The sequence below is a fragment of the Microbacterium sp. P5_B6 genome, assembly GCF_056400345.1.
Window position 1 is genome coordinate 1 of the sequence record NZ_JBFULL010000022.1, and the last position, 19740, is coordinate 19740.

The window sequence follows — 19740 nt, forward strand, 5'->3', positions numbered from 1 at the left end:
CCATCTTCAATGGGAGGATGCGGTGACTCCAGAAAGGGCCGCGGACGACTGGCGCGGCGAGGACGGCGTAGTGGCTCGGGTCAAGCGAGAACTGCCCTCTCGGCTTGGCGCGAACTGGGATCTCAGGAAGCGCACCTCGGCCGGCATCTGGGCCCAGGACACCGCTGCTCTCCGCAATCGGGTGGTCCACTCCGGGTATTCACCGACATCCGTTGAGGCTTGGAGTTCATGGGAAGCGGTGAATGGGCTCGTGCGATTCATCTGCGATCGGCTGGCTCAACCCGCTGTGCTCAAGAAGTTCCCTCGAACTGCCTTCGCTCTCGCAGGCGAGCCTGGCCTGCGGAAGCGCGGACTCACTGACAAGGGCTTGGCGAGGATCACGGCATCCCTCCCGGAGGGGCCCGGTGAGGCGGTATTCCTCCGATGGCGCGACGCGTGGCAGCGCCTACGGCTGGCCAAGGTCGCGCCCCGGGTGCCGGACATGCGCAAAGCCGAGCTGTGGTTGGTGCTCCACGCAGACGGCACAGAGAAGTGGTTTCGGCGTGACAAGGATAGTTGTCTATTGCGCGAAGTGGTCCTCGCCCAGGACGCTTTGACGCCGCGAGTTCAAGAACGATTGGGCCAACTGTCCGAGCGGCGTAGGCAGACCAGCCTCAACCAATCCGTGTCCGCGCGATTCCCTGACGATGTTCCTACTGCTGCTAAACCCGGCGGCGAGTGGATGGAGGAATACGGGCGGCTTCCGCAGGCCGACGTCATGGTGGACGGAAGGGACCGAGTCTGAGGCCCCGTATCCGGTCGGGTGGCACATGTCGACGACGTCGAGTAGCCACCGCGCCCGTACTGTTCAGTCTTGAGAGTCGCCGACGCGAGCGGCAAACGACTCCAGACTCCATCATGACCTCGCAACGAGCCGCGGTGGAGCCATGTTTGGCCGGGGGAGAATGCCCGACTGATCGAGCAGCTTGATGATGACAGGAAAAGTTGTCATGATGTCGTCGTTCGCATCCAACGAACCGCAGCGTGCGCTTCTGTCAGTGGGATCCTTTCCTGCTCTACGCGCCGGTACCCCCTCGCCGCCGGATGGTTGAGTAGCTCATAGAGTGCGCACTCATGGTCTTCGAGATGCGCAGGCGCGATTCTTTTGTCCGATGAGAGCGGGTTTCCCCRCCTGTCGGTGTTCGTTCCGAATGCTTTCCATCGTTCGTAGGCGGCAACGTCCATGAACAGCGATCGCGCGGGGATGCCGGCAGCCCGGAACTGCGCCAGGATGCGGAGACCATCTGTGTCCATGTCGCCCCAGTACACGACGAGGGGTGCGTCGCGGAGCCAGTCGAATGTGGCGAATGCGGTGGCACCGGATCCCTCTCCTTCGATGGCGATCGCGTTCGACGTCTCCGGGAAGTGGATGGCGGTGTCCTTGTTCTCGCAGATGATGACGACATCCGGTGAGTAGGCCGGAACGAATGTGTCGCCGACAGTTGCTGAGTCGTGTTTGCGGCCGCCCGTTCTTGCGTGCTGTGGGTCGAGGTATGTGAAGTGAATCCGGGAGGGATGCGGAGGTAAGAGTCCCAGGGCGTCGAGGCCGGCGAGGCGTGCGACTACGCTTCGCCGCGGCTCGAGCCACTTCGTGTGGAACCCTTCCAATGGCACCTCGCGGGGACTCAGCCCGGAGACTGGGTTCTTCTCGAACCAGCCCGCCGCTTGCGCGAGCAGTTCGACATCTAGGGGCTCCCAATCCGCTATCGTCGCGACGACCTTTCCGAGGACGTCGCTTCGCTGCGGGAAGCGCGACCACAGGAACGCGGCATATCCCCGCGCCCGCCGAAGCCTTTCCGCCCACGCTTCCCCTGCGACTCGCGCTGCGATATCCAGGCTCGCGACGAGGACGTGGGAGAGGACCGGGTAGACGACCCCATCGACGCGAATGTTGCTCTCGACGACTGCGGCACCGTGTACTGAAGCCCACGCCCKCCACTCGTCGACCAGGTCGATGAGCTCTCCGTACCGGTACTCGACGGACCTGGCGTCGGGGCGACCAAGCACGTATCGGCGCGGCCACCAGCCTGGCCCCCCGGTCGATTCCGCCGCGACCTCGTCAGCCCACCGGTCGGTGACGTGCTGGCGAATGCGGGACTCGACCGCGGCGACAGATTTCACACCGTCTCCACGTGCGAGACGTGGTCGACGAACGAGTGCCCGGTGGTCCTGTTCTTCGAGATGAGGATGGTCTGAGCGACGTGACGTTCGAGCCCGGTGTACTTGTCGAGCGGTGCGCCGATGATCAGCTGGAACCCGAGACCCTTCCACGCTTCCACCGCTCGTCCCGCGTACTCGGAGTCGGCCTTGATGAACCCTTCGTCCAGGAACACCGGGGCGAACCTGGGGAGCTGGCCGAGCTCGTCGCCGAGCTGGAAGCGGAGGGCGGCGCCGACAATGAATGCAACGAGTTCTTGCATCTCGCCGCCGCTCTTGCCGGCGAGCGATGAGTACTCGGCGGTGGGTTCCCCGTCGCGTGTGAGCTCGCGGGCCGTAATCTCCACATGCCGACGGACGTCGAGGATTTCCTCACGGGCGACGATCGCTCGCTGTTCCGGCGAAAGGGCTGGGTCGTCCCGCTTGCGGATGCGCGCAATGAAGGCTCGCATCTGGGCGAACCGAGCGACCAGTTCATCGTCGGACGTGTCCTTCGTCGCCAGCTTGCGGAAGGTCTCCAGTTCGCGGCGGAAGGTAGTGACCGTCTGCGGCGCGAGCCTGCGCATCTCGATAGTCAGGCGCMCGTCCTTGGGGCCGAACGGAAGGTGCTCGAGGATCGCGTTGACCGAGTCGAGCCGCGAACCGATCTCGTCGACTGCGGCGCTCATCGCGCTTCCCAGCAGCCGCAGGCTCTTCCCAGACCACTGCAGCGCGCTGCGCCGCCACTGCACGCGTTGCGTGTGGATGCCGGCGGTTGTGATCTCTTCGAGAATCGCCAGGTAATCACGGTAGGCGGAGATGGTCGCGCCGCGGGTCGGGTCGTTCCACTGGCTCTGGAAGTTGTGGAACGTCCGCTCAATCTGTGTCACGGCGGACTGCTCCGCCGACGCCGCACGAGCAACCTCGTCTCCAAGATATTCGCCCAGACGCTTCAGGTTCGGCTTCCACGTCTGACTGCTTGCCGCCTCGCCTGCCAGCACGCGTGTCCATGCAGCGTCGAGCTTCGCGACCAGAGAATCGTCGAGCGTGACAGACATGTCATCTTCGAGTGCCCACAATGCGGTCTTGACTTCGTCGACATCGTCGACATTCTTCTCGTGCGCCTTCCCGAGGTCCTTCCGGTCCTTCGCAAGCTCGTGCTCGTTGCTCCGAGCGTTACGGGTCGCTTCGGCCAGATCCTCCATCTGATTCTTCAGCGTCGCGAGCGCACCGTCCGTGGCCAGCAGTTCTGCCCGCTGCTTGCGCAACGCAGCGGCGAGGCTCACGGGCGTTTGCACGTCGACGTCCGACCAACCGAAGATCAGGGTCTTCTCGAACGCGATGCCGCGCGCCCGGAGCACATTGAACTGCTTCTCAATCTCGGCGCGGGCATCCATCGACGCGGCTAGAGCGTCATCAATCTCCTCCTCCTCGCRCTCGAACTGAAGACGGAGGTCAGCGTTGTCGAACCCGATGACCGCGCGACGGTTGTCCACGCCGTGCGCGCCGTGGGAGCCGCGGCGGGTCTGTCCTGTCGGAGTGACCCGCAGGCCCCCGCCGCCCAGCTGTCTGGGTGTGGAGACACAGAGGGCGTTCCGGGCGGGCTCAGAAATGTGGTCGATGACCCAGCCCTGGTAGGGGGAGTCCTTGTACTTGAGCTTCCCCGCGACCTTCTCAGGGTCCAACAGACTCGTCCGCGCCCTGTTGCCGCGAACCACCCCTTCGAAGTGGAGGCGGGGGCTCAGGTGTAGATGCTCGATCGACTCGGAGAAGTGGTCGTGGAGTTCGGCGGGGACGAGCATCTGTCGCGAGCTGAACGACAGCACAGTCTCCACAGCATGCCTCCAGCCTTCCTCTCCGTCGGCGATGTCGATGAGTTCGGCGACATACGGGAGGTCAGCGGCGGGGATGCCCGAGGCCTGCGAGACGAGTTCGCGTCGTTCGATCATCTGCCGGTCGACGCGGCTGGTGCGCCCCTCGAGGGAGTTCAGCTCTCCACGGATGCGCTTCTTCGCGTCGCCCAAGGGGACTTCGGCGGCGAGCATCCGGTCGCGGTCGGCGAGAAGCTGTTTCTCCTGCTCCTGGACGAGGGCGGGGAATGCGCGCGCATCAGTCTGCAGGCGAAGGAAGTCCTGTTCGGTGTCGACCGCGCGTTCGAGGACAGCCAGCGCCTCGTCCAGGCGAAGCCGGGTGCGGCGTCGGTTCTCGGCTTCCGCGTCGTGGGTGGCGATCTCCGCCGTCAACTGCTTGTCGCGGTCACCTCCACCGGCGGCGTATGCGGCTTTCGCCGCGTCCAACGCCTCTTCGTTGGTGCGGGTCAACGCTCTTGCTGTCCGCAGTTGTTCGTCGGTCGTCGCGATCCGCTCGAGCAGTCGCTCCGCCTCGCTGTCGAGGATCTGCACGTGGGTGCGCATCCGCCAAAGGCCCGCGGGAGTGTTGTTCGCGTCGATGGAGCCCAGAGCACGAGCCTGAGCGATGTCCCGCTGCGCGGTGCGCATCTGTTCGTGGAGCTCGACGATCGGCTCTAGCAGGTCCGCTTGCTGCTGGGAGACCTCCATCTTGCGGTACATCTCGTCCAGCTCGTCGAATGTCGCGATCGCTTCGTCGGCGACGTTGAACGTCTCCGGCATTTCGATGACGAGCTTCTTGTATAGGTCGTCGACGGTCCGCTCCATCGTGCCTGCCTGAATGCGCGCGAGCAGTGCGAGTGCTTTCGCCCCATCGCCGCCCTGGCCGATGCCCAGGCGGGAGAACAGCGACTGGGAGAACTCGTCGTAGGACCCGTAAACGCGCAGCTCCGGCCACCGGGTTTTCATCGCCTTCGCCGGGTAGGACTCGGAACCGATCCGCGCGAACTCGTGCAGGTCGCCGACGCCGAAGGTTCCGGGAATCGTCATCATCCGCTTGAGGATGTCACCGTCACGGGACGCGGACGCCGGCACGAAGTAGGCGCGGATCGCGGTGAACCGGTTGCCGGTGTCTGCGATGAACGTGGCCGCGACCGCGCCCCACGTTGGCTTGCCATTCCCGCGAAGGCTCTTGTCGACGGTGACACCGTCATCGACGGTGTCGTCGGTCTTCCCCTGCAGATAGGTGCGGAGGCTGCGCTGCTCGGCGCTTCGAGCCCGGCCCCCGGCAGCAACGTTCGACGCGCCGTTGAACGCGACGTCGGAGGGCATTACCAGTGCCAGGTAAGCATCGAGGACGGTGGACTTTCCGACACCAGACGCGCCGGTGACGATGGTCGCATCCGGGTGGAAGGTGAATGTCGTGGGCCGCTGATGAAACCCACCCCAGTTGATGAGCTGGATCGTCTCGATGCGCCAGTGTGTGTCTGGGATCAGCGGACGAGTGGTGGCCGAAATCATGGTCAAGTCAGTCATCGCTGGTTTCCTCGGAAGTCAGGAACGTGAGCAGTTCGCGGAGCTTGCTGACCGACATCAACCGCTCGATGACAGGGGAGATGACGTACACGCCCTCCTCCTTTGTCTTCTCAAGCAGCCCGGTCGCCGCGACCGCATCGATTGCCCGACTGACACGGCCCGCGTCCATGTGAAGGTCAGTGGCCGTCGACGGGCGCACGGACAGTGCGAACGCCTGAATGTCGGAGGCGGATACGAGTGCCCGTGCGGCGCCGGCGACCGTCTGGTTCCGATGCGCGGCACGCACGTGGACGAGCACGACCGTCTGCTCACGGGTCCACGTCATCGCCCTGAGCAGCGGCGGGAATGTGCGGGTGGAGTCGACGTTACKCACCTGCACCTTGAAGGCCACCTCGTACCGGGCGTCGTACTCGAGGTCGAGGTACATGTCGTTCAACCGCGATCGGATATCCGCACGATGGGCGGTGAGGCCCTTCCACACCTTCGCGTCTTCGGCTGCCGTGATGAACCGATTGTTCAGCAGCGCGACAAGCGCTGCGCGCGCGTCCGGGTGGAGTGTGCCGGAATCCCCGTCGAACTCGACGGGGGACAGCCGCTCGTCATCCGGTTCCTCCCCTACCCGGAGGTGCTCCGGGGTGTGGTCAGTGAGGTCCTCGGCGATCGCGATGTCCTCAACCTCGATGACGAGGTCTTCCACCTCGCCGAAGTCAGCGCTCATGGTCATGCTCGGTCCTGTTCGACGTCKGGGTGACGCCCGGCATCACGAGTACACGCTCGCTACCGTCGGGGCGCCTTGTCACGTACCGTTCGGTGCCGGTCCGCTCCAGGTCATCTCGGTCCGCAACCAGGTGAAGTACGCCGAGCGCGTCGACGGGTCGGCGAGCATCGTCGGGCAGGTTCGGGAACACGTGGGACGCGACCGTCCAATCCCCATCGCCGGCAGCGTCCAGCGCCTCACGCAGCACGTCCAGATGCGGGCCGCCGTGTCGGCGGAGCTCTTCGAGGCTCATCATGTCGGGCCGCTCCACCTCGTCGTCGTCGAGGGGGTCGAGGGGGACGTCGGTCGCCGGGTCATAGAACTTCTCCCGCAGGTAGAAGAACTCGACGCCATCCGGAAGGTGAGCGGCATCCACCACAGCACGGGGGCTCGCGCCCTGCATCCACGTACCGAGAGCGTCCTCCAGCTGCAGAAGCAGACGGTCCAGCTCACGGTCCTCAGCGACGTTTCGAGACCTGATGAAGGTGTTCAACGTCTCAACCGTGTCAACGATCTTCGCMATCGTCTCGCGGGCACCGTCCCGAACGATCCGGATGATCCCGAGCATCGACTGCTTCTCAGCCGGGTTCAACACAATTGCGATGTCCGGATGCTCGACGAGCGAGGCGATGTCCGTGCGGAGCTGATCTATGAGGGCGTCATCGTCGAGAAGGTTGAACGCACCTTCGAACGCACGACCCTCCGGCGTCGCCGTCGTCAGGTCGTCGGCACGGACGAGGAAGTCCGCGACGATCTCACCTGCCTGCCTTGTGTCAGCGCGGAAGTCGGCGCGCAGCTGCTCTTGGAGGGCTTTGACGACCTCGCCCACCCTCGCGAACTCGATCGGCAGTCCAGACACGAGGTCCTGCAACTCCACAAGGCCTTCGATGATGTAGTCCGCGGACACCGGTTCGAGCTCGCCGCCAGCGTCCAGACGGGCCAGCTCGGCCTGCTGCGCTTCGATCTGTTCGCGCAGCAACGCTTTGCGTACCTCGACATCGGGGTTCGCGGTGACCGACAGCCGGTTTGCGGTGTCGACGATGTTCTTGATCCGGTGCTCGGAGAGGTTCACGCGTTCCCGTGTCATGTCTTGCACGAGACGTAGCGCCTGCATGGCGTGGGACGTGAGCGTGTAGGAGGTGCCGTCGACGTCGCGGGTGAGCCAGCTCCGACGGACCCACAGCATGCACACGTCCCGGCCGCTCCCGTCAGGAACGTCCGGGATCCCGCGTTCGCGGAGTTCCGCGAGCAGTGAATCGACGAGGTGGTGGAGGCGGGCCGATGRCTGCGTCCGCTGGTCCTGGGGAAAGGTCTGCCGGAGGATCGCGACGTTTGCCGGAGCGAGAGATCCTCGGAGCAGTGAGAGGGTGGGTTCTTTGAAAGCGTCACTTACCCGCGCGTGCTCGCCGACGATGCTGCTCACTCGAACCTCCCCACGTTGCGCACGCGCGCCTGACCGCAATCATGCACAACGCGTCAGACATTCATGCGTGAACTCCCGCGCAGCGGCATCCGTGAGCATTCTGTACCAGAGACCGACCGTGACGACGGGGACCATGCCCCCAGCGGGCTAGGCCCGCGTGGGTACACTCGCGACGTGCCCCTGGAATGGTCCTCCGTCGAGATCGTCAGCGACGATGAGTTCGCCGACGAGCCGCTTGGCACGAAGCAGAAGTTCTGGGTTTCCAATCCCGATGACGATCGGCCGTGGCTTTTCAAGTTTGCTCGGGTGCGGGAGGGTCGCACGCTTGGGGAGGACTGGGCGGAGTGGCTCGTTCATCACCTGGGAGAGGCGCTCGGCGTGCCGACGGCGACGGTCCTTCCGGCCGCATGCGGTGGCCGCCGAGGCATCGTTTCGCGGTCTGTGATCGACTCAGTCGAGGTATCGAGGCTCGTGCACGGAAACAGTCTCCTTGCCGAGTTTGATGCTGACTATGACCCGACCAGTGGCCGGAACAACCCTCGGTATACCGTGGGTGCGGTGCAGTCGGCGCTCGAGGACGTCAGCGCCCCAGTCGAGTTCATTGGCCCTAAGTCGATGGACGGCTTCGATGTCTGGGCCGGATACCTAGTACTCGACGCATGGGTCGCTGGCAGGGACCGTCACCACGAGAACTGGGGCGTCCTCAGCAGCCGCGAAGCGAGGTCGCTGGCTCCCTCATATGACCACGGCAATGCGCTCGGGTTTCAGGAGCGGCCAGAGCATGTGCTGGCTCTGATCGCCGAGCCTCAGCAAGCCGCGACCTGGCTGGCGCGAGGGCGTAGTCATCACTTTGCGGGACGGCCGCCGCTCGTTGACTTGGCGCACCAGGCCCTTCGGTGCGCGTCTGAGGTCGCCCGCGATTACTGGAACACCCAGCTGAGTGCGCTTGAGCCGGCAGCGATGGCCGATATCGTGCAATCAGTACCCCGCGAGATAATGTCAGACCCTGCTCATACATTCGCCCTAGACATCTTGAACGCCAATCGAGAGAGGCTCCTCCATGACTACCCGGGCGCTTAGCTTGCCGGACCAGCAGCGGTCCGACGTCGAGCGCAGCCTGTTGGTCGTCTGGCAAGACCCCGCGGACCGGCGATTTGTCCCTATCGCGGAGTTGAGTCATTTGCTGGATGGGCGATACGTCTTTCAGTACTCGGATGCTGCACGCAGCAACGAAGGATTCTTTGCGCTCGACGAGTATCCCGACCTTGGTCGCACGTACGTGAGCGATTCGCTTCCGGTGTTTTTCGCCAACCGAATCATGACTGTCGACCGACCCTCCTACGACCGCTACCTCCACTRGCTCGGCCTCGATGGGCTCGACGCGTCAGAGGTCCCACTGGAAGTCCTCGCGCGAACTGGTGGGGGAAGAGCTACCGACACCTTCCACATTGTCGATCGGCCACGGAAGGGAGACAGAGAGTTCGCCAGTCGGTTCTTTGTCTCCGGCATCCGCCATGTCGACGACCCCGACATGGCTCTCGCAAGGGTTCGACCAGGCGATCGTCTCGAACTGCGCAGGCAGCCGGACAACCTCAAGAACCCCAAGGCTGTCATCGTCGACGTGGAGACTGGCGTTCAGCTCGGCTGGGTACCGGACTGGCTTTGCGGTGAAGTGACTGACCTCCTCGCCGACGGTTGGTCGCTCGCCTTGACCGCAGAACGGGTGAACCTTGACGCGCCCGCGCACACCCGCGTTCTGTGCCGGCTCACCGCCGACCGTCCATGATTCGCGGCGGCAGGAGCCCTTTGGCCCGCTCGCAGTGGACCCAAAGGAGTCTCTTGCCGGGTTCGCGCCAGGGGTCCCCCAGGGGTCCCCGAGCATCCCGCTGATGCCGAGCCCGGCGATTCTGAAGTGCATAGAGTGCGTGGAGTGCGACCCGCAGGGGTGCAGTAATCTCCTGGTGGACCGTGCAATCCGCGTGATTCCGCGGAAGGAGGGTCATCCCGCCCCACGGGGCGTGGATCGCTGAATCTACCCTGCTAAGGTGGAGTCCCCTTACGGGGACCGAGGGTTCAAATCCCTCCGTCTCCGCAACAAAATCCCTGATGAGAAGTGATTTACTCCGCAGATGCCGGGCGGAGTATTCTCGTCCGCGCTGGCTATTTGCGCGTTCAAGTGACCCCCAGGTGACCCCGSCGGGGTCACCTGGGGGTCACTTGCGGGGCAACGTCACCCTTGCCCCAGGCACAGATGGCGCGTGCATCCGCGTGATTCCGGGGAAGTGGGGCCGACTGAAGCGCTTGGGGTGCACCACCCCGCATAGGTGGTGTCCCTTGGGCGACTTGTGCGGTGCTCAACCTGCGTTTGCTGACGCACTGCGTCGGGGCGCCGCATCGGGTGGGACATGCGGTCGCATCGAGTTGGTGCCATGAWGCGATCCGCAAGCTCGGCACCTACGGGCGAATAGACGACCCGCCCGACATCGAGCCCGCCCGCGTCAGGCGACAGCGCATGTGCCTGTGAAACGGCGCGACGAAGGTAAGGTGACGATGGACCCCTGAGATAGCACTGGAGCACACTGAAATGTCTGATGGCGAGCTGCCACGCGTCTCATTAAGTGACTTGGCGTACTTGCGACTGCGCGCGGACATTGTCTATTGCCGTCTCGAACCCGGTGCAAGGGTGACGGAGAAGCAACTGGCAGCCGAGATCGGACTCAGCATCTCTCCGGTGCGTGATGCCTTGACGCGGCTCGACCACGAAGGGCTTGTTCGAACCCTGCCCCGTAAGGGCTATCAAGTGACGCCGATATCCCTCCGATCCATAGACGAGCTTTTCGAGGTGTGGGGCATCATCGGGCCGGAGATCCTGAGCCGGGGTGTGGAAAGAGCCACGAAGAGTCAGATCCAAGAGATCACGCTCGGAGTCGCCGATATAGAAGCAGTGGGTGCCGAAGGCGTGGACCGTGAAACCGCGCTGAAACTTGTGCGCGCGTTGGACGAGATTTTCGGGATCTTCGCTGCGGCGGCAGGCAACAGCCACCTCGCGACGTTCTTTTTTCGCCTGAGCGGCGAGATGGCTCGGGTGTGGTCTTTGATTCTTCTTGCCGACCCTGATGCCCTCGATCTCTCGGCGAGCTGGCTGAGGGACATCGTTGAGCAGAGGGACGGTGTGGCGGCAGCTCGGTCCGCTCGACAGAACATCAAGCGGATACATAAGCGGGTGCAGGACATTGTTTCGGGATGGCCGTCAGTGATGGATAGCGAGGTCATCGCCGTCCGGCTCACCCCTCCAACCGAACCCGCCCCTCGCCGGGCCTTGTCCGGCCGGTAGGCGGCTGGCCCGCTGCATCGTGGCGGCAGAAGCATGTCGAAGTCCGCGGAGCCGCTATTGGCGGACCGGCCGAATCTCGATCAGTTCAATTGCTGGTGCCGCCAACCCACTGTGAACTGTCGCTGTTCCCCCGCGACCTGTGCTGGTGCCGACGATCTCACCGTGGTGCGTGTCATCGACTCGATGACGCACGAGTTCGTGAGTGCCGGTGCTCCAGGGAAGGTTGTTGACTTCGAGAGAGTAGCCCGCAAGTCGGGCGCTCTTGGCATGAGTCCGTCTGGCGGGAACGGTAAATGACATGTCCGCCCTGATGGAATCGATCGGCACCTGAAACTCGAAAACGTCACGGTCGCGCGGCGCCAGATAGGCATCGGGAATCGCGTAGTTCGCGATGAGGATCCGGACTATGCCGTCGGCGCCAGTGCGTCCGGCCAGGACAGCGAAACCGTTGTCATCTCCTCCCTGGACACCAAGGCGCTCCCGGGCGGCCAGCGTTTGTCCGACGAGTCGATAGCTGGCCGTCCTGGCGTTCTCGCTGCCGTTGGCATCGAAGATGCCGGCGGGGTCGAGGATCTTGTAGTGCAGGTCGGTTCCGGTGTCGACGCGAAACAGAATCGCTTGGTCGATCGGAGAGTCTTGCATGTAGACGGCCGCGGTCGCCTGGAAGGCCGCGGCGTCCGCATCGGTGAATTTCGCGTTCGGAATGCCGGTCATGTTCCAGTAGGCCAGCAGGAGCTCTGTGGTCTCGAAACCGTGGGCGTCCAAGATGCCGCGAAGGTGCGTTGCCACGGTCCGAAAGTCGAGCGGGTCGCGAGAGTCGTCGGTGAACCACATCCATGTGAAGAAGTCGAGGGGCAGCCTGTTTCGCGTGACGAAGTCGAGGAACCCCTCACGGTAGGGACCCTCGTTCAGCGCGAACGCCGGACATGGTCCGCCGAACTGCAGCTGCGGGCTGACACGTTTTACGGCTCGTGCTGCGGCGGCGTACATCTCGTAGAAGTCGTCCGGCGTTCCGTCGAAGTGCAATGTGCCGAAGTCGGGCTGGTCTCCGAACTCCCACCGCGTTACCGCGTGGGAGAACCCGCCGCCTCCCCAGCCGTCCTCGTAGTGTCTGACGATGTTCTCCACGACCTGCTCGTATGCAACCAAATCTTTCGCGGGTCGCTTGTTGGAGGGAACTGCGCTCGCGATCGTGAAGAGGATGTCTGCGCCGATGGCCTGGACCTGCCTGATCCAGGAATCGGTGGCGTCGAAGTTGTAGCTGTCGGGATCGTGGGGATCCGCGGACCACTTCGGAAAGAGGCTGTCCGGGTTGTCGAGGGTGTCGAGCCGGGACACCCAGTCGTATGTCCGGACGAGCTTAACCTGCGCGGATTCCCAGACACCTGAGACGTCGGGGATCTGCTCGGCGCCGCGGGCCGGTCCGGGCATGCCAGCGGCGCCCTGGAGGGTTCGCATCGCGCCGACCGGCGCGCTCGCGTCGACGAACAGCTTCGCCAATGCCGTGTCAGCCATCAGTACTCGGTCTCCAGAACCCGGTGGACGTAGTCGTTCGCGGCGGGCTCCTCATTCACGAGGTAAGCCAGACGACGCTCGAGCGCTTCCGGCGTGGCCGAGTCGAACTCCTCGTGCATCAGCGAGAGCGACAGATCCCAGACGGTCTTCACGCGGGGATACCGTCTGGCCATGAACTTCTGCTGCACGTCGTACAGAGTGTCGTCGGAGTCTAGAAGCTGCGCGAAGACGACCCCATCCTCGACCGCCATCGCTGCCCCCGAACCTAGATAGGGGGTCATGGAATGCGCGGCGTCGCCCATGATCATGACGCGGCCCCGGAACCAGGGATAGGGGACCATCACCGTGTCCAGCAGGGTGTACGCCACGGTATCGGAGGTTCGCACCTGCTCGATGGACTCGGACATGAAGTCTGAGTCGCCCATGATCGCGCGGGCGCGTTCGTACATGATCTGGGCGAACTCGGCGGGGTCGTACCGCGGCCGACCCGTTTGGAAATGGGTGACCAGCATGTACATCATGCCGCCGGCGAGCGGCGCGAAGGCGACCTTTCCGCCGAAGCCTTGGCAGAAGATCGCAGACTTCAGGCCTTCCGGAGCGGGCAGTGCGACCCGCCACGCCACGCCGCCACTGGGGACCGCGTCGTACTGCGGCCCAAAGAACTCCCGCCGTATCTGAGACTTGATGCCGTCRTATCCGATCACCACGTCGTACCGCCCCGACGTCCCGTCGTTGAACGTCACGGACACCCCGTCGGCGTCTTGCTCCAGGTKGGTGATCGTCGTCGACATTCGGAGGGTGCAGCCCAGTGCGAGCGCGCGTGTCGTGGCGATCTCGAGGAAGCCGAGTCGAGGCAACAGGACGTTGTTGGGCATCCCGTCGACCTGTCGTCCGAACGGCAGCTCGACGACATGATCTCCGTGCCGGTCGTAGTAGGTCAGAGTCGGCGAGCCGAACCCGATCGCAAGGGCCTGGTCGTAGAGACCGATCTCGCGCAGGGCGCGAAGCGCATTCGTGCGCAAGCCGAAGCCCACCCCGGGCACCGTGGTCTCGGACTTGATCTCGATGACATCGACCTGCGCCCCGACCTGTGCCAGCGCGGATGCTGCGCACAGGCCGCCGAGACCGGCGCCAACAATCAGGATCTTGTAGCTCCGTCTGCTCACGCCGGTCTCCGCAACGTCATCCACACGGGGCGTCAGCCCCATGCGGCATCCATGTCTTCCAGGACCTGCTCGACGGTCTTCTGGCCGGTCAGGAGACCCTGCACTCCGGTGCCCAGGGCGTCGTAGACACCTGCGTTCGGCCACGCGGCGTTGGGCAGTCCGGTGAAGGCTCCTGACTCGAGCAGCTCGCCGACGGGGGCGTACGGCGGGAGCAGGTTTTCGGGGGTCGCGCCGATGATCGGCACCGCACCCGCGAGCTCGGCGAAGGCGACGGCCTCCTCGGGGGTGGCGAGCCAATCGAGGAAGGTCTGGATCGATTCCTGCTTGGCCTCGTCGACCTTGGCGTTGACACCCCACGCGTAGTTCGCAGACGCGAGCAGGAAGTCGGTCTGACCTTCTGCGGGCGGGAATGAGCGGACCGTGAGCTCGATGCCGGCAGCCTGGCCGATCGAGGTCGCAGCATTGCCGGGCACCGCCGCTGAAAGAGAGGTGCCGCCACCAAGGCCGGCCGTGATGCTGTCGAACGTGCCGCCAGCGGCGCCGTCCTGGAAGCAGCCCGAGTCGTTCAACTCGACAACGTCTTCCAGTGTCTCCTTCCAACCGTCGCTGTCGGCGAACGTGACATCGCCCGCCGCGCGCTGCTCATTCCAGTCCGGAGTCTCCTCGTACACGCGGGTCGCCGAAATGATCTGCGCCATCAGTCCCGTATTGGGGGGGATGGCCCCGGCGAGCACCGTGAAGCTCAGCCCGGCATCCCGCGCCGTGCTACAGGCGGCGAGCAGGTCCTCGTAGGTCGCGGGATACTCGTCAATCCCGGCGGCATCTGCCGCGGCGTTGTTGTAGACCAAGCCCACGGGCGTCAGCGAGGTCGGCTGAGCATAGGTCTCGCCGTCGACCTGGTACTGCGCCTCAGAGCCTTCCGGGATGAGGTCGGTCGATGTGRCACCGAGCGGCAGGAGAAAGCCGGCGTCGGCGAGCGAGACGACCGAGATGGGCTGTCCTGTTCCGGGAGAAAGGATCATCATGTCAGCCGCGTTACCCGCCTGCAGCTGCGTTGTGACTTGTGTGTTGTACGCATCGGCGGGGTAAGGGATTACCTCGACTGGTATGCCGGTCGCCTCGGTGAACTTCTTGACCGTGTCGGGGTAGAAGTTCTCGGCGTCATTGGCCTGCGAGATCATCAGGGTGAATCCCGCGTCGGCCTCCGGGTCGCCGGTGGCGTCCCCGCCACCGCCGCCCGAGCAACCCGCTAGGACGAGGACGCCCGCGAGCGGCGCCGCGAGCAGCGACCAGCGGAGCGGTCGTGAAGAGATGAGCTGTGACATATTGACCCTTTCGGTGACTTCGTTGTCGCCAGGCGGCTGGCGGTCCGGCCACCTCTGGCCGCCKATCTAGCGTGGCACACATCCGCAGAATTGACACATTAGTGGTGGTGATGTGAGTCAGAAGTAGTATCGATGTGAAACATCAGCAAGTATCAGTGAAATGTCTGTACCGTGAGTCGGGACGACGTGACGATGCGACGTCCGGTTGCGGAAGTCCGAGAGGACGCCGGCGGCTGCCCCTAACCCAGAGAGCGCCAGATCATGCTTCTCGAGCGAGACCTGATCCAGTCCGTCGGCTTCCGCAACRTCCGCGAGGGTGGTGAGATCACCGGCTTCCAGTTCCGGGTGCGGATGCCGTCGTACCGGGGGATGACGGCATCCCTCATCGACGGCATCGCCGTCAAAGTCGGCGATCTCGTTGATGTCGCCGCGGACGTGCCGCGGTGGACGCTGCAGGGCAAGACCTACACGCTCCAGGAGCTGTGGGACAGTGACGGCGTGCGCTGGCCGCTCGAAGACGCCGCGATCGTCACCGTGCCCTTCGAGGGCGGACTGCCCGACGGTGTGCACGAGGTGTCGATCGAGCTGCGGCTGCGGATGTCGTACATCCCGGTCGAGCACCAGCCCTCGACCTACAACGTCACCAAGCACGTCACACTCTCTCCCGAAGCAGATGGCGCACCGTTCAAGTACGGGGTCTCGCTCTACAGCTTCATGGGCGACTACGGCACGGTGCTCGACCTCGAGACGGCGCTTGCCGGGATCGCCGACATCGGCGCGACCGGTGTCGAGATCCTCGGCGAAGGGCACATCCCGAACTACCCGAACCCGACCCAGGAGTGGGTGGACGACTGGTTCCGGCTGCTCGAGAAGTACGGCCTCGAGCCCACCAACTACGGCTCGTGGATCGACACCCGACTGCACTCCAGCGGCGCGAACGGCCGCGACATGACCGTCGAGGAAGGCGCCGCGGCGCTGCAGCGCGATCTGCGCCTCGCGAAGCGGCTGGGCTTCCGGTTCGTGCGCCCGAAGATCGGTGTCGTCTCGAGCGACCTCGTTCCGCATCCGATCTGGACCGAAGTCGTCGAGCAGAGCCTGCCGCTCGCGGAGGAGCTCGACGTGATCATCTGCCCCGAGATCCACTCACCCACCCCGATCAAGCACGAGGTCGTCGACGAGTACGTCGAGTTCATCAAGCGCACCGGAACCAAGCACTTCGGCATCCTCATCGACACCGGGATCTTCCAGGACCGGCCGATCGCGCTGAAGCCCGGCGAGCTGCCCGGCCGGCGTCCCGCGTTCATGGATGGCATCGCCGTCGACCCCGCGCACTTCGCCGATGTCGCCGAGCACGTGGTCTTCATTCAGGCGAAGTTCCACGACATCGACGAGAACCTGCAGGACCAGCAGATCCCGTGGGAGCCCGTGCTCCGTGCGATCAGGGATGCCGGCTACACGGGCTACCTCTCCAGCKAATACGAGGGCGAGCGCGAGCCGTGGCGGTCGATCGAACAGGTCCGCCGTCAGCACTCCCTCATGCGCCAGGTCACCGACGCGCTCTGAGCCGCGGCATCCCATTCGTAATCCAGATCCAGCCCGTCCACGATTCCCACCGATAGGAGACAGAACATGTCCGACACCATCACCGAGCTTCGCGCGGAGCTCGAGAGCCTGCGCGATCAGCTCACCGAGGTCACCGCGTTAGCGCGTCGCGCCGCCGACCGCGGCGAAATCGAGAACCTCTTCAATCGCTACATGTACCTGCACAACGCGTTCCAGGACGAGCAGATCATCCCGCTCTGGGTCAAGCCGGGTACTCCGGGAATCCGCGCCCGCTACTCGAACGCGGGCCAGTACACCACGTACGAGAGCGTGATCCGCTACCACCGTGATCGACCGCAGCCTGTCGGCAAGCTGATCCTGCACTACACGACCACCCCAGTCGTAGAGGTCGCCCAGGACGGGCAGACCGCCAAAGGCGTTTGGATCATGGCCGGCTCAGAGTCAGGCCTGACCGACCCCGAAATCGCCAAAGAGTTCCCCGACATGTACTCGCCCGACGAAGTCCAGGGCAAGAAGGTCTGGGCGCACTGGGTGTGGTGCAAGTACGGCGTCGACTTCCTGAGGCAGGACGGCGAGTGGAAGATCTGGAAGTTCCGCAGCTACGAACTGGCCCGGGCACCGTTCGAGGAGAACTGGATCAGCTTCGGCGAGAAGAACCAGCACGCGTTCGACCTCGACCTGATGTACTTCGGCGACGACGGGAAGCCCGTCTTCATGCCGCCTGCTGACGCACCAGTGCCTACGGCGTACCACCCGTACAGCCCATCGGCCCGCCAGGTTCTCGAGCCCGCCCCTCCGCTGCCGTATGACACTTTCATCGACACGTTCGAATGAGCGCCACACCACGGCAGCTACGACCTCATCGGCCAGGACCTCCTCGCATCGCGCGCGCACGGCGTAGCGGCGGCCCGAAAACCGAAAACCTGCAAATCTCACCGACCAGGTCTGAGGGTGCCCGTGTCTCTTGGTTCCGCTGACAGGGCTCAGCAACGCATGCCCTCGCTCGCGCAGCTCACGGCCTTCGCTATGGCGGCAGAAGCGGGGAGTCTCACCCGCGCCGCCGAGGCGTTGCACATTTCCCAGCCAGCTGTCTCGGAGCTACTGCGCCGACTTGAACTGGAACTGGACGCGCAGTTGATTCAGCGGCGGGGACGACCATTCCAGCTCACCGTTGAGGGTGAGCTACTTCTTCCATTCGCTACTCAGGCCGTCGTGGCAGCACGCCGCGGTGCGGAAACTGTCCGTGCGTGTCGGTGAAGCCACTTTCGAGACGGAGTGCAGGCGTGGTGATCACACTGAGTATGCGTTCACATCCCGCCGTCACCGCCGGCGCCGCGCAACGCGTGCCAGGTGACCCCCAGGTGACCCCGAGCATCCTGACGATGCCGATTCTGGGTGAGTCCGAAGTGTGTGGAGTGCGTGATTTCAACGATTTGACGGCGTTTGTCCGTCTGTGACGCCGCAATTTCACCCTGCTAAGGTGGAGTCCCCTTACGGGGACCGAGGGTTCAAATCCCTCCGTCTCCGCCACATAAAGCCCTGGTCAGTCGGTTATCGTCCCCGTGAAGAGTCTCATTTGCGTAAAGTTCGGGCTCTGTCAAGCTGCCTGGAGTCGTGGGGGGTGTGGCTTGGTGTCGGGCTTGGGGAGATTGATGCCGACGATGCTGGCGGGCAGTGGGGTGCTCGGTGGGCGTCGGAATCGCTCCGGGTGCTGCTCGTAGTATGCCCGCTGGGTCTGGTCGCGTCGTGTCCAGGCGCGCTGCCAGGTGCCGTCGTGGACCTCGTTGGGTGAGAACAGGGCGATGCCGGAGTGCTTGTGCTCGGCGTTGTACCAGGGCACGTACCAGTCCATGAACGCTTTCGCCTGCTCCAGGTCGGTGAAGGTGCCGGGGTAGTTCGGCCGATATTTCATGGTGCGGAACTCCGACTCGCTGAATGGGTTGTCGTTCGAGACCCGCGGCCGGTTGTGGGTCTGGGTGACCTTCAACTCGCTGAGGTAGTCCTTCAGGACGGTGGAGCGCATCGCCGGGCCGGAGTCGGCGTGCACGACGTCGGGCCGGCCTTCGCGGGCGATCGCGTCTCGAAACATCTCGACGGCGAGGTCGTCGACTTCACGGTCTTCGACCCGGTAGCCGACGAGTTTGCGGGAGTAGATGTCGATGATCGAGTACGCCTTGAACGCGACACCCCGCCACGGCGACCGCAGGTCGGTGATGTCCCAACTCCAGACCTGCCCTGGCCGGGTCGCTTCCAGCACCGGCGCCTCCCGCGGCCGCCGGGCGCTGCCAGGCCGAGTCGGCGCGACCGGCCGCACGGTCTGATCCTCGATATCCGCCGCGATCCGCCACCAGGACCGGCGGGAGCCGAGCATCACCCCGGCGTCCCAGGCGTCGGCGAACGCGTGATCGACCGACACGCCCTCGACCCAGCCGGCGGTGATCAGCTCAGCGATCGCCTCCCGGTCCGTCTGGCCGATCCGGGACGGGTACGCCCGCTCCTTCTGCGGCACCGGGTTGAGGGTCCGCGGCCGCGGGTTGTGTCGGTAGTGCCACGTCGACCGCGACAACCCGACGATCTGCAGCGCTTGTCGCTGGGACCCGGTCGCGGCGGTCAACTCTCGGACGAGGGTGTTCTCGGTGTCGAGGAACTGGGTCGACCGGTCTTCGGCTGGGGCTCGTCGGGCTCTTGCTCGCTCGCCTTGTGCAAGAGCCCGATAGCTTTTCCCAGCGCGGCGTTGGTCTCCTCGAGCTCTCGGATCCGCGCCTGCAGCTTCTCGGTCTCGGCCTGGTGCGCGGCGCGCTCGGTGGCGCGTTGCTTCTCCAGCTCGGTCCGCTGTCTCGGGGGCAACGTCATTCCCCTAGCCTGCCGCGGCACCAGGCCGCGGTCGAGGTTGCCGCCGAACACCGCCTTGCGCCACTTGATCAGCTGCGCATACGTGAGGCCCCGCTCGCGCAGCCAGATCGCCTTCTGACCATGCGGCTGCAACTGATACTCATGCACAAGCTCGCGGATCTCCGCCGTCGTGAACCCCGGAGTAATCGACAACCCCGCCCTCCTCGCTGACCGTGAACTGACTCACAACCAGCCTGGCGAAGAGGG

Annotated in this window: 17 protein-coding genes and 2 tRNA genes; 10 read left to right on the forward strand and 9 right to left on the reverse strand. The window is 64.5% G+C overall.

Going from position 1 to position 19740, the window contains the following annotated elements; genetic code table 11:
* A partial coding sequence (locus AC1DP3_RS16760) for a hypothetical protein (protein WP_477295261.1) occupies nucleotides 1-784 on the forward strand: 784 nt, incomplete at its 5' end.
* A 203-nt stretch (nucleotides 785-987) separates the two neighbouring features.
* Here AC1DP3_RS16760 and AC1DP3_RS16765 read toward each other — a convergent pair.
* The 4 genes from AC1DP3_RS16765 to AC1DP3_RS16780 are packed head-to-tail and all read right to left on the reverse strand — an operon-like array spanning nucleotide 988 to nucleotide 7738.
* Complete coding sequence (locus AC1DP3_RS16765) at nucleotides 988-2160, reverse strand: Wadjet anti-phage system protein JetD domain-containing protein (RefSeq protein WP_477295262.1); 1173 nt, start codon at nucleotides 2158-2160, stop codon at nucleotides 988-990.
* On the reverse strand, nucleotides 2157-5558 hold the full coding sequence (locus AC1DP3_RS16770; RefSeq protein WP_477295264.1) for an ATP-binding protein: 3402 nt from the start codon (nucleotides 5556-5558) through the stop codon (nucleotides 2157-2159). The genes AC1DP3_RS16765 and AC1DP3_RS16770 overlap by 4 nt, the downstream gene beginning before the upstream one ends.
* A complete protein-coding gene (locus AC1DP3_RS16775; RefSeq protein WP_477295266.1) occupies nucleotides 5551-6282 on the reverse strand; it encodes a DUF4194 domain-containing protein in 732 nt (243 codons plus the stop codon). Before AC1DP3_RS16775 ends, AC1DP3_RS16770 begins: the two co-directional genes overlap by 8 nt.
* The gene (locus tag AC1DP3_RS16780) at nucleotides 6266-7738 is read right to left on the reverse strand and encodes a DUF3375 family protein (RefSeq protein WP_477295268.1); all 1473 of its coding nucleotides are present in this window, start codon (nucleotides 7736-7738) and stop codon (nucleotides 6266-6268) included. Before AC1DP3_RS16780 ends, AC1DP3_RS16775 begins: the two co-directional genes overlap by 17 nt.
* Nucleotides 7739-7912: 174 nt before the next feature.
* On the opposite strand from AC1DP3_RS16780, the gene AC1DP3_RS16785 reads away from it, so the two are divergent.
* From AC1DP3_RS16785 to AC1DP3_RS16800, 4 genes are all read left to right on the forward strand, one after another.
* Entirely contained in the window at nucleotides 7913-8818 is a 906-nt protein-coding gene (locus AC1DP3_RS16785) for a HipA domain-containing protein (protein ID WP_477295270.1), read from the forward strand.
* Nucleotides 8799-9524, forward strand: a complete 726-nt coding sequence (locus AC1DP3_RS16790) for an HIRAN domain-containing protein (RefSeq protein ID WP_477295271.1) — start codon at nucleotides 8799-8801, stop codon at nucleotides 9522-9524. The genes AC1DP3_RS16785 and AC1DP3_RS16790 overlap by 20 nt, the downstream gene beginning before the upstream one ends.
* Nucleotides 9525-9751: 227 nt before the next feature.
* Nucleotides 9752-9830 (forward strand) — tRNA-OTHER (locus tag AC1DP3_RS16795).
* Nucleotides 9831-10322: 492 nt separating this feature from the next.
* The gene (locus AC1DP3_RS16800) at nucleotides 10323-11072 is read left to right on the forward strand and encodes a GntR family transcriptional regulator (protein ID WP_477295272.1); all 750 of its coding nucleotides are present in this window, start codon (nucleotides 10323-10325) and stop codon (nucleotides 11070-11072) included.
* A gap of 54 nt (nucleotides 11073-11126) precedes the next feature.
* Here AC1DP3_RS16800 and AC1DP3_RS16805 read toward each other — a convergent pair whose 3' ends face one another.
* From AC1DP3_RS16805 to AC1DP3_RS16815, 3 genes are read right to left on the reverse strand one after another with little or no spacing between them, the layout of a single operon-like run.
* Nucleotides 11127-12587 carry a GH39 family glycosyl hydrolase gene (locus AC1DP3_RS16805; protein ID WP_477295274.1) on the reverse strand — a complete coding sequence of 487 codons (1461 nt, stop codon included), beginning with the start codon at nucleotides 12585-12587 and terminating at the stop codon, nucleotides 11127-11129.
* The gene (locus AC1DP3_RS16810) at nucleotides 12587-13753 is read right to left on the reverse strand and encodes an FAD-dependent monooxygenase (RefSeq protein WP_477295275.1); all 1167 of its coding nucleotides are present in this window, start codon (nucleotides 13751-13753) and stop codon (nucleotides 12587-12589) included. Before AC1DP3_RS16810 ends, AC1DP3_RS16805 begins: the two co-directional genes overlap by 1 nt.
* A 32-nt stretch (nucleotides 13754-13785) precedes the next feature.
* Nucleotides 13786-15078: an ABC transporter substrate-binding protein gene (locus AC1DP3_RS16815; RefSeq protein WP_477295277.1), complete on the reverse strand. Its 1293-nt coding sequence runs from the start codon at nucleotides 15076-15078 to the stop codon at nucleotides 13786-13788.
* Between the two features lie 261 nt (nucleotides 15079-15339).
* On the opposite strand from AC1DP3_RS16815, the gene AC1DP3_RS16820 reads away from it, so the two are divergent.
* The 5 genes from AC1DP3_RS16820 to AC1DP3_RS16840 all read left to right on the forward strand — a co-directional run bounded on the left by AC1DP3_RS16820 (nucleotide 15340) and on the right by AC1DP3_RS16840 (nucleotide 18171).
* Nucleotides 15340-16641: a C-glycoside deglycosidase beta subunit domain-containing protein gene (locus AC1DP3_RS16820; RefSeq protein ID WP_477295279.1), complete on the forward strand. Its 1302-nt coding sequence runs from the start codon at nucleotides 15340-15342 to the stop codon at nucleotides 16639-16641.
* A 66-nt stretch (nucleotides 16642-16707) separates the two neighbouring features.
* Nucleotides 16708-17475, forward strand: coding sequence for a nuclear transport factor 2 family protein (locus AC1DP3_RS16825; RefSeq protein WP_477295281.1), 768 nt, complete (start codon nucleotides 16708-16710; stop codon nucleotides 17473-17475).
* Nucleotides 17476-17634: 159 nt separating this feature from the next.
* The gene (locus AC1DP3_RS16830; protein ID WP_477295283.1) at nucleotides 17635-17898 is read left to right on the forward strand and encodes a LysR family transcriptional regulator; all 264 of its coding nucleotides are present in this window, start codon (nucleotides 17635-17637) and stop codon (nucleotides 17896-17898) included.
* A 26-nt stretch (nucleotides 17899-17924) separates the two neighbouring features.
* Nucleotides 17925-18098: a hypothetical protein gene (locus tag AC1DP3_RS16835; protein ID WP_477295285.1), complete on the forward strand. Its 174-nt coding sequence runs from the start codon at nucleotides 17925-17927 to the stop codon at nucleotides 18096-18098.
* Nucleotides 18054-18171: transfer RNA gene (locus AC1DP3_RS16840), tRNA-Ser, on the forward strand. The genes AC1DP3_RS16835 and AC1DP3_RS16840 overlap by 45 nt, the downstream gene beginning before the upstream one ends.
* A 67-nt stretch (nucleotides 18172-18238) precedes the next feature.
* Here the strand turns inward: AC1DP3_RS16840 and AC1DP3_RS16845 are convergent.
* Both AC1DP3_RS16845 and AC1DP3_RS16850 read right to left on the reverse strand, forming a co-directional pair.
* Nucleotides 18239-19150 carry a transposase gene (locus AC1DP3_RS16845; RefSeq protein WP_477295287.1) on the reverse strand — a complete coding sequence of 304 codons (912 nt, stop codon included), beginning with the start codon at nucleotides 19148-19150 and terminating at the stop codon, nucleotides 18239-18241.
* Between the two features lie 101 nt (nucleotides 19151-19251).
* Entirely contained in the window at nucleotides 19252-19686 is a 435-nt protein-coding gene (locus AC1DP3_RS16850) for a hypothetical protein (RefSeq protein ID WP_477295288.1), read from the reverse strand.
* Nucleotides 19687-19740 lie beyond the last annotated feature (54 nt).